Annotated in this window: 15 protein-coding genes; 7 read left to right on the forward strand and 8 right to left on the reverse strand. The window is 72.3% G+C overall.

Going from position 1 to position 12824, the window contains the following annotated elements:
- Positions 1-100 precede the first annotated feature (100 nt).
- A complete protein-coding gene (locus AB0B94_RS29810; RefSeq protein ID WP_238668192.1) occupies positions 101-685 on the forward strand; it encodes a TetR/AcrR family transcriptional regulator in 585 nt (194 codons plus the stop codon).
- A 42-nt stretch (positions 686-727) separates the two neighbouring features.
- Here AB0B94_RS29810 and AB0B94_RS29815 read toward each other — a convergent pair whose 3' ends face one another.
- From AB0B94_RS29815 to AB0B94_RS29845, 7 genes are all read right to left on the reverse strand, one after another.
- On the reverse strand, positions 728-1237 hold the full coding sequence (locus AB0B94_RS29815; protein WP_357288021.1) for a GNAT family N-acetyltransferase: 510 nt from the start codon (positions 1235-1237) through the stop codon (positions 728-730).
- Positions 1234-1455: a biotin/lipoyl-binding carrier protein gene (locus tag AB0B94_RS29820; RefSeq protein ID WP_181518367.1), complete on the reverse strand. Its 222-nt coding sequence runs from the start codon at positions 1453-1455 to the stop codon at positions 1234-1236. Before AB0B94_RS29820 ends, AB0B94_RS29815 begins: the two co-directional genes overlap by 4 nt.
- Positions 1456-1858: 403 nt before the next feature.
- Positions 1859-2146, reverse strand: a complete 288-nt coding sequence (rsrA, locus tag AB0B94_RS29825) for a mycothiol system anti-sigma-R factor (RefSeq protein WP_030490399.1) — start codon at positions 2144-2146, stop codon at positions 1859-1861.
- A 1-nt stretch (position 2147) separates the two neighbouring features.
- The gene (locus AB0B94_RS29830) at positions 2148-2972 is read right to left on the reverse strand and encodes a sigma-70 family RNA polymerase sigma factor (RefSeq protein ID WP_112583674.1); all 825 of its coding nucleotides are present in this window, start codon (positions 2970-2972) and stop codon (positions 2148-2150) included.
- Between the two features lie 235 nt (positions 2973-3207).
- Positions 3208-3825, reverse strand: coding sequence for an alpha/beta family hydrolase (locus AB0B94_RS29835; protein ID WP_357288026.1), 618 nt, complete (start codon positions 3823-3825; stop codon positions 3208-3210).
- Between the two features lie 51 nt (positions 3826-3876).
- Entirely contained in the window at positions 3877-4269 is a 393-nt protein-coding gene (locus AB0B94_RS29840) for a WhiB family transcriptional regulator (protein ID WP_238668196.1), read from the reverse strand.
- Positions 4270-4465: 196 nt separating this feature from the next.
- Entirely contained in the window at positions 4466-5176 is a 711-nt protein-coding gene (locus tag AB0B94_RS29845) for an SOS response-associated peptidase (protein ID WP_357288031.1), read from the reverse strand.
- Between the two features lie 102 nt (positions 5177-5278).
- On the opposite strand from AB0B94_RS29845, the gene aroA reads away from it, so the two are divergent.
- The 4 genes from aroA (at position 5279) to AB0B94_RS29865 (ending at position 9496) form a co-directional block, all read left to right on the forward strand.
- Positions 5279-6577: a 3-phosphoshikimate 1-carboxyvinyltransferase gene (aroA, locus tag AB0B94_RS29850; RefSeq protein WP_357288034.1), complete on the forward strand. Its 1299-nt coding sequence runs from the start codon at positions 5279-5281 to the stop codon at positions 6575-6577.
- Positions 6578-6658: 81 nt separating this feature from the next.
- Positions 6659-7735 carry a ribosome small subunit-dependent GTPase A gene (gene rsgA, locus AB0B94_RS29855; RefSeq protein ID WP_357288038.1) on the forward strand — a complete coding sequence of 359 codons (1077 nt, stop codon included), beginning with the start codon at positions 6659-6661 and terminating at the stop codon, positions 7733-7735.
- Positions 7736-7763: 28 nt separating this feature from the next.
- Positions 7764-8582, forward strand: coding sequence for a histidinol-phosphatase (gene hisN / locus AB0B94_RS29860; protein ID WP_357288044.1), 819 nt, complete (start codon positions 7764-7766; stop codon positions 8580-8582).
- Positions 8583-8641: 59 nt separating this feature from the next.
- The gene (locus AB0B94_RS29865; protein ID WP_357288268.1) at positions 8642-9496 is read left to right on the forward strand and encodes a hypothetical protein; all 855 of its coding nucleotides are present in this window, start codon (positions 8642-8644) and stop codon (positions 9494-9496) included.
- 49 nt (positions 9497-9545) lie between these two features.
- On the opposite strand, the gene AB0B94_RS29870 is transcribed toward AB0B94_RS29865, so the two are convergent.
- Positions 9546-10745 (reverse strand): glycosyltransferase, encoded by a 1200-nt coding sequence (locus tag AB0B94_RS29870; RefSeq protein WP_357288047.1) that lies wholly within the window; start codon positions 10743-10745, stop codon positions 9546-9548.
- A gap of 224 nt (positions 10746-10969) precedes the next feature.
- Here AB0B94_RS29870 and AB0B94_RS29875 point away from each other — a divergent pair, with 224 nt between their 5' ends.
- Entirely contained in the window at positions 10970-11968 is a 999-nt protein-coding gene (locus tag AB0B94_RS29875) for an SDR family oxidoreductase (RefSeq protein WP_357288050.1), read from the forward strand.
- Entirely contained in the window at positions 11968-12759 is a 792-nt protein-coding gene (locus tag AB0B94_RS29880) for an ATP-binding protein (protein ID WP_357288053.1), read from the forward strand. Before AB0B94_RS29875 ends, AB0B94_RS29880 begins: the two co-directional genes overlap by 1 nt.
- Positions 12760-12824: the final 65 nt, after the last annotated feature.

The raw sequence follows: 12824 nt of genomic DNA on the forward strand, positions 1-12824 counted from the left end.
AGCTCCCCCCGAAGATTGCCGTACTTACTTGCCGCCCGGCTAGTCACCTTACTAGCCGCACGGTAAGTTGGGTACAAGCAACGGTCAAGCCATTTGGAGGGTGTGCGTGAGCGAGAGCACAGGCGGCGGAACGCGGGAACGGATCAAGGCCGTCGCGCTCGAACTCTTCACCGAGCAGGGGTACGAGAAGACCTCGCTCCGGGAAATCGCCGAGCGCCTCAACGTCACGAAGGCCGCGCTCTACTACCACTTCAAGAGCAAGGACGACATCGTCGCCAGCTTCGTCGAGGACCGGCTGGAGCGGATGGACGCGCTGACCGCCTGGGCCGCCACCCAACCCGCCACCCTGGCCACCCGACGCGAGCTGATCTCCCGGTACGCCGACACGATGTTCGACGGCACCCAGCCGTCGGTGATGCGCTTCTTCGAGCAGAACCAGACCGCGCTCAAGAGCCTCTCCTCCGGGCAGAAGATGCGCGGTCGGATGATGGAGCTGGCCGAGGCGCTCTGCCGGGGAGACGATTCCCCCGCCGCCCAACTGCGCGCCGCGCTGTCGCTGTTCGCGGTGCACACCAGTTGGTTCGCGGTCCGCGCGCCGCACATCAGCGACGACGAACGCCGCAAGCTCGCCCTGGAGGTGGCCGACGAACTGCTGGCCGCCATCGGCACGCAGCCCGACGCCTGACCCTGCCTGATCGTGCCGGTCCGGGCTCGTCGGTCGCCGGCCTCAGCCGCGCGTCAGCTCCAACCGCAGGCCGAGCAGGTCCACACCCGGCGCCGGTGACCAGTCCTTCTCCGGCGACCGGACGAAACCACGCCGCGAGTAGAGCCGGTGCGCCGCATCGGCCATCCCGGCCCGGACGCAGATCATCACCGCCGTGCAACCCGACCCGGTCGCCCGGTCGACACACGCCTCGACCAGCGCGGCACCAACACCCCGCCCCTGAGCGCCCGGGTCGACAGCGAGCATCCGGAACTCCGCCTCGCCCGGCCCGGCCAGCTCGGCGAACGGGGTGCCCGGCAGCACGAACGTGACCGAGCCGAGCACCGCCCCGGTCACCTCGTCGACAGCGACCAGCACCTCGCCGCTGGCGGCTCGGGTCGACACGTCGGCCAACACCTCGCCGTACCCGTGTTCGCCCTTGAGCTGGCCGTCCGCCTCGTACGCGGCCACCGTCAGCCGGGCCACCGCCGGGAAGTCGACCGACTCGGCCGGACGGACCCGCAACCCGGTCAAGCGATCACGGCGATCAGGTCACCGTCCTGCACGACGTCGCCCTCGTTGACGACGAGCTGCTGGAGCACACCATCGGACTCGGCGACGACCGGGATCTCCATCTTCATCGACTCGAGGATCACCAGGGTGTCGCCCTCGGTCACCGTGTCACCCGCCGTGGCGACGACCTTCCAGACGTTGGCCACCATCTCGGCGCGGATCTCCTCGGCCATGTCCAGGCCCTCCCTCTTCGCGACGTGCCTGCCGATGTATCCAATCATGCGCCGACCGGCGATGGGCGGGCAGCGGCGCAGCCGGGATGACAGGCCGCCCTGGGGAAGGCGGCGGGTGTCGACAGCACTACCATCAGCGGGTCGGACCCGACGCCGGACCGCCGGTGGCCGCATCCGCGCCGAGGTCGTGCGCAGGACGGATCCGACCCATCACGAGGAGGTCAGCATGGCGAAGAAGTCCCGGAAGAAGAAGGCTCGTAAGAAGAGCGCCGCGAACCACGGCAAGCGTCCCAACTCCTGAACACCTCGACGGGCCGACCGCCCGTCGCCGCTCAGCCGGCCGAGGCCGGGTACACCGGTGGCCCGGGTCGACATCGACCCGGGCCACCGGTGTTGCCAGCTCAGACGCTCAGTCGGCCAGCTCACGGGAGTCGCTGGTCTCGAAGACCACCAACTCGGTGAGCTTGACCCGCAGCCGCTCACGCAGCTGATCCGGCGCGGTCTCGTTGCCACAGCAACGCGCCACCAGCGCCCGCACCTCCTGCTCCAGCCCGTACTCGCGCAGGCAGGGCCCGCACTCGTCCAGGTGGTGCCGGATCAGCGAGCGACGCTCGTCGGCGCACTCCAGATCCAGGTAGAGATACACCTCCGCGAGCACTTCGCGGCAGTCCGTCTCGTGCGGCTCCCCACAGCTCACGTCACACCTCCCGGCCGGCAGCGGCGGTCGAGCCCTTCGCCGAGCGGGCCGCACTGAAGCCCCGCTCGCCCGCGTAACGCTCGAGCAGCTTGCGCAGATTACGACGGCCCCGGTGCAGACGCGACATCACGGTGCCGATCGGCGTGCCCATGATGTCCGCGACCTCCTTGTAGGAGAAGCCCTCGACATCGGTGAGGTAGACGGCCAGGCGGAACTCCTCCGGCAACTGCTGGAGGGCCTCCTTGACGTCACTGTCCGGCAGCCGGTCCAGTGCCTCCGTCTCGGCCGAGCGCAACCCGCTGGAGGTGTGCGACTCGGCCTCGGCGAGCTGCCAGTCGGTGATCTCCTCGGTGGGCGCCTGAATCGGCTGGCGCTGCCGCTTGCGGTAGGAGTTGATGTAGGTGTTGGTCAGGATCCGGTAGAGCCAGGCTTTGAGGTTCGTGCCCTGCTCAAACTGGTGGAAGGCCGCGTAGGCCTTCAGGTACGTCTCCTGGACCAGATCCTCGGCATCCGCCGGGTTGCGTGTCATCCGCAACCCAGCAGCGTAGAGCTGATCGACGAATGGCATCGCGTCCCGCTCGAATCGGGCCCTGCGCTCGTCCGTCTTCTCGGTGGTCAACCGCACATCCCCTCGCGTCGGATGCTTTCCCGCCGAGGATACGCGCACGGACCTGCCCGCAGATTCACTTCCGGCCGGTGTGCCCGTGCTCACCGCACCCACCCCGCCCGGTCCCGCCGTCGCGGGCCACTCCGGGCCATCCAGCAGCCGCTTCAGCTGCCGGGCGTCCCGCTCGTCCCGTTCCAGGCTTCGTGTCTCGGTTGGCACCGGTCACCCCCCTCGCAGAAAAGTCGTCCGGGGGTAGTAACGCGAGATGACCACTGGGGCATTCCGGCCGACCCTCCCCGTTCCTGGTCCCGGCCCCGACGGCGGCCGGCGCTGGGACCAGGAAGGGCCTGGGAGGACTGGTGTCACCGGCCCTGCTCGGGCCGGCGGCACCAACGGATGCAACGACCCGTGCCCGCGCCGGAAACGGTCGCCCCGGCGCGCCGGCCGCGACGGATCAGCCGGCCGCCCAGCCCTGGACGGCCAGCCAGTCGCGCACGGCGGCGGCGGTGCCGGCCGGATCGCGGCGCAGGTCGTGCGTCTCACCGGGACGGCTCACCACCTGCACGGCCGGTCCCGGCTCCGGCGTCCCGAACGGATCCCGGTCGCCGTTGACCACCAACGTCGGCAGGCCGGTGCCCAGTTCGGCGGCGCGCGAGCGTTCCGGCCGGCCGGGCGGGTGCAGTGGAAAGGCCAACGCGAGCACGCCCACCGCGCCCACCGCACGGGCCGTCCGACAGGCCACCCGTGCGCCGCTGGAGCGCCCACCGACCACCACCGTCGGCACGTCGGCGTGCCGGTCGCGCAGCTCGGCGAGCACCGCCGTCCAGGCCTCGTCGAGGTGACCTGCCGGTGCCGGCGCACGTCGACCGGCGACCCGGTAGGGCTGCGTCACCCGGACCACCGCCAGCCCGGCCGCCACCGACGCGTCCCGGACCGCGAGCAGGTCGGGCGCGTCGACGCTGCCACCCGCGCCGTGCCCGAGGACGAGCAGGGCGGTGGCCGGGCGGACCGGCAGGTCGGTGTCGATCCACGCCGGACCGCGCGGGGTGTTGATCTCGTTGCTGGCTGGCACCGGCCTATTCTGCGCCGCCGGACGGGCGTCGGGTGCGAACCGGGCCGCCGATCAGCTCAGCGGGACCAGGACCAGCAGGCGATCGCGCACCGGCGGGCCGGCGTCGTCGATGGCGTCCGGATCGGGTTCGACCTCGCCGCGCCAGGCGACCAGCATCGCCCGGCGTTCCCGCGGCGTGGTGCCGCCCCACACGCCGTGGCAGTCACCGACGTCGAGGGCCCAGGCCAGGCAGGACCCCTGCACGTCACAACTGCGACACAGCGCGACGGCGGCGTCCGCCGGCTCGTTCGGCGCCGGAAAGAATGTCTCCGGATCGACGCTCTGGCAGGTTCCTCTGGTGCGCCATGCGTCGTCCTGTCGCCGTTCTCGCACGGCCCGCAGCAGTCGCGGATCTCGCCGCGCCGCTGCCACCTCGTGCGGACGCGGCATACGTGCCCGTGTCATCCACCCACCTCCCCCGTGGGACCGGCAAGATCTGTGGACGTCGTCCGCCCCCTGCGGACCGACAGCCACTACCGGCGCTGTGTTCTATCGCACTTCGCAACACCGGGACAAGGGTCTGCCGGGAACATGACTGAACAGCCAGGAGACGAATCGCGCTGAACCCTGGCAAATCGGCGGCCGACGATGCACCGCGGCGTCAGAACAGGGTCAGCTCCTGCTGTGACACCGGCGGCGTCACCGCCACCCGCGCGGTCAGCTGTGGCCCGTCGTTACGAACGTCTCCCACCGCCGCACCCACCGGGCGGATCTCCAACCCCGCCAACTGCTCCGCCGACGCCGCAGCGAGCAGCCGCCCCGGCTCGTCGGTCGGCGCGAGCCACGACGACCACCGCTCGGGCGGCAGCAGCACCGGCATCCGGTCGTGCACCTCGGCCAGGTCGCCGAGCGCCGCCGTGGTCAGCACGCTGAAGGTGAGCCGGGTCTCGGCGTCGGACTCCCAGACCGACCAGATGCCGGCCAACGCGAGCACCGAGCCGTCCCGGGGAGTCATGAAGTACGCCTGTCGCCCGCCGTCGGGCAGCCGCACCCACTCGTACCAGCCGTCGGCCGGGACCAGACAACGGCGACGGGAGAAGGAACCGGCGTACGCCCGGCTGGTGGCCACCGTCTCCGCCCGCGCGTTGATCATCCGGGCGGCGCCGGAGGCGGACCGGGACCAGTGCGGCAGCAGACCCCAGCGACCGACACAGAGGCTGCGGTGCCCCTGCGGGGTGACCCGGACCAGCGGCACCCTGTCGGTCGGCGCGACGTTGTGGTCCGCCCGGACCAGGCCGTCGGAGTCGTCGGACGACTCGAACAGCGCGCTCAGCTCGCCGGAGCTCCGGGTCGTCGCGTACCTCCCGCACATGGGGCACACGCTAACGCGTCGGAGGGCCGTCGGCTGTCCCGCCAACCGGGAGTACGAACGCCGGGCAACGCCACCCGCCCGCCGACACGGCAGAATGTAACGGTGGGCAACCTGACCGCGACCCGGCCGCCGCAGCCGTGGACCGCACCGACCGCATCCGACCCGGTGGCGGCAACGCTGCGCCTGCCCGGTTCCAAATCGATGACCGCCCGGGCCCTGGTGCTCAGCGCACTGGCCGCCGGCCCGTCGACGCTGGCCCGGCCACTGCGCGCCCGCGACACCGAGTTGATGGCCGCCGGCCTGCGGGCGATGGGCGCGCACGTCTCGATCAGCGACGACGAGCGCTGGCTGGTCCGACCGCACCCGCTGGCCGGCCCCGCCCACGTCGACGTCGGGCTGGCCGGCACCGTGATGCGGTTCGTGCCACCCGTGGCGGGCCTGGCCGACGGGCAGGTCACCTTCGACGGTGACCCCTACGTGCGCACCCGCCCACTCGGCCCGCTGGTCGGCGCGCTGCGTTCGCTGGGCGTCCGGATCGACGTCACCGGCACCGGCAGCCTGCCGCTGACAGTGCTCGGCACCGGTGGGGTCACCGGCGGCGAGGTGGTGCTCGACGCGTCCGTGTCCAGCCAGTTCGTCTCCGCGTTGTTGCTGGCCGCCCCGCGCTTCGACAGGGGCGTCGTGGTGCGGCACGTCGGCCCCCCGGTCCCCTCCGCGCCGCACCTGCGGATGACAGTGCGGATGCTGCGAGCCGCCGGCGCGGCCGTCGACGACAGCACCCCCGACGTGTGGACCGTCGAGCCCGGCCCGCTCACCGGGCGCGGCTGGGAGATCGAGCCGGACCTGTCCGGCGCGGTGCCGTTCTTCGCCGCCGCCCTGGTCACCGGCGGTGAGGTGACCTTGCAGGGCTGGCCGCACAGCAGCGCCCAACCGGTCGAGCAACTCCGCTCGTTGCTACAGCGGATGGGCGGCGAGGTCACCCTCTCCACCACCGGGCTGACCGTCCGTGGCACCGGCGTGGTGCACGGCCTGACCGCCGACCTCTCCGACGTCAGCGAGCTGACCCCGGCGCTGACCGCGCTGGCCATGCTGGCCGACTCGCCGTCGGTGTTCACCGGCGTCGGGCACATCCGCGGCCACGAGACCGACCGGCTCGCCGCGCTGGCGCGCGAGTTCACCGCCCTCGGGGCGGACATCACCGAAGCGCCGGACGGGCTGGAGATCCGGCCCCGACCGCTGCGCGGCGGCGTCTTCCGCACCTACCACGACCACCGGATGGCGCACGCCGCAGCGGTGGCCGGGCTCGCCGTTCCGGGCATCGAGGTGGACGACGTGGGGTGTACCTCCAAGACCATGCCCGAGTTCCCGGCACTATGGTCAGCGATGGTGACCGGAAAGTGAGCGTCCGGACGCTCACCAAGAGCTGACGCGAGAAGAGGACAGGTCCTGGCGATCAAACGGCGGGAGTACGACGAGGACGACGTGCGGGTCCGGCCCGGGAAGTCGTCGCGACCACGTACGCGCACCCGCCCGCAGCACGCCGACGCCGTCGACGGGTTCGTCATCGCCGTCGACAGGGGGCGCTACACCTGTGTGCTCTCCGGGGCCGAACGCGGCGTGGTCGGCGCCGAGCTGCCCACCGTCACCGCCATGCGGGCCCGCGAGTTGGGCCGCAAGTCGGTGGTGGTCGGTGACCGGGTCAGCCTGGTCGGTGACACGTCCGGCGTGGAGGGCGCTCTCGCCCGCATCGTCCGGATCGCGGAACGCCGCTCGGTGCTGCGCCGCACAGCCGACGACGACGAGACCACCGCCGAGGGTCGGCTGGAACGGGTCGTGGTGGCCAACGCGGACCAGTTGGTGATCGTGAGCGCGTTGGCCGATCCACCGCCGCGCACCGGGTTCATCGACCGCTGCCTGGTGGCCGCGTACGACGCGGACGTCGAGCCGCTGCTCTGCCTCACGAAGGCCGATCTGGCCGGGCCGGAGGAGGTGCTCGGCTACTACACCGAGCTGGAGCTGCCCTACGTGCTCAACCGCCCCGACTCCGACCTCGACGCGCTCCGTGCGCTGCTGAGCGGCAAGGTGTCGGTGCTGGTCGGGCACTCCGGGGTGGGCAAGTCGACGCTCGTCAACCGCCTCGTTCCGGACGCGCTGCGCGCTGTCGGCGTGGTCAGCGCGATCGGCCGGGGCCGGCACACCTCGACCAGCGCGGTGGCGCTGCGACTGCCACCGGTGCCCGGGATCGACACCGACCCGGGCTGGATCATCGACACCCCCGGGATCCGCAGCTTCGGGTTGGCGCACGTCTCGGCCGACAGCCTGCTGCACGGCTTTCCGGATCTGGTCGAGGGCACCGTCGACTGCCCACCGAACTGCCCCCACACCGCCGACGAGGCCGAGTGTGGGCTGGACGCCTGGGTGGCCGCCGGTAAGGCCGACCCGCGCCGGCTGGCCTCGTACCGTCGGTTGCTCGCCTCGCGGGCCGGCGAGGGTGACTCGCGCGGCGACAGCGACCAGCGCGGTCCGGGCGAGGGTGACCGGCGCGGCCCGGACGAGTGACCCGACGGGCGTGGGCTAGGTTGCCGGCATGACCGGGTACGCCGACGACCTCTCCCTCGCCCACCTGCTCGCCGACCGGGCCGACGCCATCGCCACGGCCCGGTTCCGCGCACTCGACCTGCGCGTCGAGGCGAAGCCCGACCTGACCCCGGTCTCCGACGCGGACACCGCTGTGGAGCGGGAGATCCGCGCCCTGCTGGCCGAGCACCGACCGGCGGACGGGCTGCTCGGTGAGGAGTACGGCGCGCAGTCGCCTGTCCACCCGAACGGCCGCCGGTGGATCATCGATCCGATCGACGGCACCAAGAACTTCGTCCGTGGCGTGCCGATCTGGGCCACCCTGATCGCGCTCTACGACGGCGACCGGCCGGCGGTCGGCGTGGTGTCCGCACCAGCGCTCGGACGACGCTGGTGGGCCAGCGCGGGCGCGGGCGCGTACGCCGGGCCGGGCCCCGCGGCCGGCGAGCGGATCGGCGTGTCGGCGGTGCGTGGGGTCGCGGATGCCAGCTTCTGCTACTCGTCCCTGAACGGCTGGGAGGAAGCCGGGCGGCTCGACGCGGTGCTCGACCTGATGCGCGACAGCTGGCGCAACCGGGCGTACGGCGACTTCTACGGCTACATGCTGTTGGCCGAGGGGGCACTGGACGTGATGGTCGAGCCGGAGTTGTCAGTGTGGGATGTGGCGGCGCTGGTGCCGATCATCACGGAGGCGGGTGGCACGGTCACGGATCTGGCCGGACAACCAGCCCCCGCCGGCGCTCCGGGCACCGACAGCAGCGTGGTGGCCACCAACGGTGTGCTGCACGCCGACATCCTCGCCCGCCTCAATCGACCAGCCGAGCGCTGACCCCCGGCAACCTCTATCCTCGCCAGGTGGTCTCCTCCGGTTGGTGCTTCCTCGCGGCGATGATCGTCGCGTACGGCTTCGCCAACCTGCTCCAGTCGGTGGCGGCGGCCCGCACCACCGTCCACCACACCTTCGATCCGGGCCTGCTGCTGCGCCTCGCCGGGCACCGGACGTACCTGGTCGGTCTCGGCTGTCAGATCGGCGGTTTCGTGCTCGCCTTCCTGGCCCGGCGGGACCTGCCGCTGTTCCTCGTGCAGGCCAGCGTGGCCGCCGGGCTCGGGGTGACCGCCATCCTCGGGGTGCTGGTGCTGAAGTGGCGGCTGCCGGCGGCCGAGGTGGTGCTGCTGGCGCTGCTCTTCGCGGGGATCACCGCGTTGGTGCTGTCCGCCCGGCCGGCGCCGTCGAAGCAGCTCGGCACCGCCGGTTCGATCGCCCTGCTGGTGGCGCTGGGCGTGATAGCGGTGCTCGGTTTCTTCGCCGTCCGGCTGCACGGGGCACCGGGTTCGGTGGCCCTCGGCTCACTGGCCGGGCTGGCGTTCAGCTCGGCCGCTGTCGCCGCCCGGCCACTGGCATCCGCGCCGTCCGCCGAGGCGTTCCTCGGCGACCCGCTGTTCTACCTGTTGATCGCCCACTCGATAGTGGGTCAGCTGCTGCTCGGGCTGGCCATGCAGCGTGGCTCAACGACCGCTGCGGTCGCCGCGATGGACGCCGCCGGAGCGGTGCCGGCCGCGATCGTCGGCCTGCTGCTGCTCAACGACAAGATCTGGCCGGGGCGGGAGTGGCTGGCCGCTGTCGGTTTCCTGGTGACCCTGGCCGCGGTGATCGGCCTGACCCGGTACGCCGAACCGCAGCAACACCGTTCGGTGGCACGCCGTCGGGACCCCGCCATGGTCGGTGCCGGTCGGCCGGGCTGACCACCCGGCACCGCACCACGGCACTCAGAGGTGTCGTCGTAGCGCCGACTCAGGCCTCGACCGGCTTGCGGCGGCTCACCACCCGTTCGTAGAGGCGCTCCAACGCGCCGGCGGTCCGCTCCCAGGTGTAGCTGCTGCGCACCCGGTCCACGGCGGCGTGCCCGTACGCGAACCGGCCGGCGTTGTCGGCGAGCAGCCGGCGCATCGACACTCCGAGTGCCCGTACGTCACCGGGGGGCACCAGGCGGCCGGTGACCTCGTCGACGACGGCGTCCGCCAGGCCACCCATCGCGTAGCCGATCACCGGCACCCCGCAGGCCATCGCCTCCAGCGAGACCCGCCCGGCCGAGGAGTAGTGCGGCGTGCAGGCGACCACGTCCGCCGACCGGTACCAGGTGGCCATCTGGTCGTGCGGCACCGCTCCGACGAGCCGTACCTGGTCGACGACGCCGAGCTGTTCGGCCAGCTCCCGCAGCCGTCGCGCCTCGGTGTGGTTGGCCAACTGGTCGACCGGCGGCCCACCGGCGATCACCAGCTCGGCGTCACCGACCAGCCGCATCGCCCGGATCAGGTCCTCCTGGCCGTGCCCGGCGGCCAGCGAGCCCACCGAGAGGATGCGGGGCCGCTGTTCGCGGGGTGCCGCCTCGCCGTCGGGGTGGAACAGGTCGATGTCGACGCCGGCCGGCACCAACGCGACCGAGCTGCGTTGCAGACCCATCCGGGTCAGCTCGTCGACCTCGTCGTTGGACTGGGCCACGGCGATGTCGACCGCCCGGGTCAATGCCCGCTCCAGCGTGATCCGCTGGCCCGGCCCGTCGTAGTGGCCACCCAGGTGACGCAGTTGCTCGATGCCGAGCGAGTGGAACGTCTGCACCACCGGGATGTCGGTCTCCCGAACGGCGTGCGCGGCGGCGAGGCCACCGACCCAGTAGTGCCCGTGCACCACCTCGGGCCGCCAGGCACCCGACCACTCGTCGGCCAGCCAGCGGCCGACCTCCGTCACGTACGGGATCAGCTCGACGGTGGGTAGTGGGGTGGGCGGGCCGGCGGGCACCTGGTGCACCTGGTAGCCGTCGACGTTCATCGTCGCCGGCAGCGTCGGGTCGTCCCGGCGCACGTAGAGCCGGACGTCATGGCCGCGCTCGGCCAGCTCGGCGGCGACCCGCGCGGTGTGCTGTCGGGTGCCGACCGGCGGGCCGTCGGCGTGGCGGTAGGAACTGGCGTGCGCGCAGACGAGGCCGACGCGCATGGGTCACCTCCCTGCGATCTTTCCTCGGCGGTGGTCCTCCCGGTCAGAGCGTCCCATTAACCCCGCGACGCTGAGCCGAAACCTGGCAGATCAGGAAGAGTCCCCGCGAGTGCCACCGACACTTGCGCCACGGCAAGCACACGCGGCGCACGACACCGCGGTTCGTTGATGATCGACAAGCCGTCGTCGGTGTGACCAGGCCCGGCCGGGGGTACCGCTCAGGAATGCCGCTGACCCGCAGTCTCGACGATTCGACCGTGGTGATCACCGGCGCGTCCAGCGGGATCGGCACGGCTACCGCGTACGCACTGGCCCGCCGGGGAGCCGCCGTCGTGCTGGCCGCCCGCAGCGAGCCCGCCCTGCTGCAGGTCGCGCAGCGCTGCCGGGAGTTGGGCGGCCGGGCGCTCGTCGTACCGACCGACGTCACCGAGTTGGAGTCGGTGCGGCGGCTGGCCGATCAGGCGGCGGCCGAGTTCGGCCGGATCGACGCCTGGGTGAACAACGCCGCGGTGAGCGCCGTGGGGCTGTTCGACGAGATCCCGGTCGCCGAGTTCCGCCGGGTGCTGGAGGTCAACCTGCTCGGGGCGGTGCACGGCATCAAGGCGGCCCTGCCCTACCTTGGTGCCGCCGGTGGCGGGGTGCTTGTCAACAACGCCTCGGTGCTGGCCGAGGTGGCAATGCCGTACCAGTCGGCGTACAACGCGACCAAGCACGGCATCCGCGGGCTGGCCGACACCGTCCGACAGGAGCTACGGGTCACCGGTCGCGGTCACATCTCCGTCTGCACGGTGCTACCGGCCACCATCGACACCCCGTTCTTCCGGCACACCGGCAACCACAGCGGCCGGGAACTGGTGCCGCCCCCTCCGATCTACCCGCCGGAGGTGGTCGCCGAGACCATCGTCCGGCTGCTGCGCCGGCCCCGCCGCGAGGCGTACGCCGGCGGCGCGGCCCGGCTGATCGGCCTACAGTGGCGGCTGGCGCCCGCACTGGTGGAGCGCACCCTCGGTTGGTACGCCCACCGCACCCAGTTCGGTCCGGGCGCCAGGGTGGACAGCAGCGGCAACGTGTTCCACAGCGATGCCCAGGCGCGCCAGGACGGTGGCTGGAACGGTCGGCGGCGACAGTTGGTACGGATGACCGCCGCGTTCGGTCTGGCCGCCGCCGGCACCGCCGTCGGCACCCTGGCGGCCATCAACCGCCGCTCCCGGTCGGATCGCTGATGGCCGATGTCGAGCGCCCGAATGCGCTGACCGTCACCGGCGCGCACAATGGGGCGATCATGTCGAGCTGTCTCGTGGAAATCGACGAGTCGTCAGCGGTGGTTCGGCTGACCGGTGTGCTCGATGCCGCTGGTGCCGAGGCGGTACGCGGCGCGCTGCTCGCCCGCCTGCTGGCCCGGCCCGGCCCGGTGGTGGCCGACGTGACCGGCCTGCGGGTGGTCGACAGGGTCGGGCGCGGCGTCTTCGCCGACGTACGTCGGGAGGTCGCCGACTGGCCCGCAGCGGACCTGCTGCTGTGTGACCCGGCGGTCGACGGCCCCGCCCATCTGGACGCCGCGCTCGCCGGGGTGCCGGCCTGGCCGACGCTCGACGGGGCGCTGGCCGCTGTGGCGGCGACACCACTGGCGGCGGTGCTCACCGCCGAACTGGCTCCGGCGGTGGGAGCCGCCCGCCAGGCGCGCGAGCTGGTCACCACCGGTTGCGAGCGCTGGGGGATGCCGACGCTCACCGACCCGGCGTGCATCGCGATCACCGAGATGGTCAACAACGTGGTGGCCCACGCCCGGACCCCGATGACGGTTCGGCTGGCGCCTCAGGAGACCACCCTGCACCTGGCGGTTCGCGACCACTCCCCGCGTCAGCCGACCTTCGCCGGGATCTCCCCGCCGAACCGTGCCGGCGGCCGGGGCCTGCTGCTGATCGACACGGTGACCCGCCGCTGGGGCAGCAGCGCCGTACCGGACGGCAAGGTCGTCTGGTGTGTGCTGCACCCCGACGACGAGGCCGCCTGACGGGGCTTTCGCCATCGACGACCGGTTCGGCGGCGTACCGCGGGAGGCCGCCCGGTTACGGCGGC

This window comes from Micromonospora sp. NPDC048986, assembly GCF_040649335.1.
Taxonomy (GTDB): domain Bacteria; phylum Actinomycetota; class Actinomycetes; order Mycobacteriales; family Micromonosporaceae; genus Micromonospora; species Micromonospora alfalfae.

Coding starts and splice junctions, on each gene's coding strand:
- AB0B94_RS29840 (WP_238668196.1), bottom strand. CDS start 4,269: ATGACACGGGCACGTATGCCGCGTCCGCACGAGGTGGCAGCGGCGCGG.
- AB0B94_RS29845 (WP_357288031.1), bottom strand. CDS start 5,176: ATGTGCGGGAGGTACGCGACGACCCGGAGCTCCGGCGAGCTGAGCGCG.
- hisN (WP_357288044.1), top strand. CDS start 7,764: ATGACCGGGTACGCCGACGACCTCTCCCTCGCCCACCTGCTCGCCGAC.
- AB0B94_RS29865 (WP_357288268.1), top strand. CDS start 8,642: ATGATCGTCGCGTACGGCTTCGCCAACCTGCTCCAGTCGGTGGCGGCG.
- AB0B94_RS29870 (WP_357288047.1), bottom strand. CDS start 10,745: ATGCGCGTCGGCCTCGTCTGCGCGCACGCCAGTTCCTACCGCCACGCC.
- AB0B94_RS29875 (WP_357288050.1), top strand. CDS start 10,970: ATGCCGCTGACCCGCAGTCTCGACGATTCGACCGTGGTGATCACCGGC.
- AB0B94_RS29880 (WP_357288053.1), top strand. CDS start 11,968: ATGGCCGATGTCGAGCGCCCGAATGCGCTGACCGTCACCGGCGCGCAC.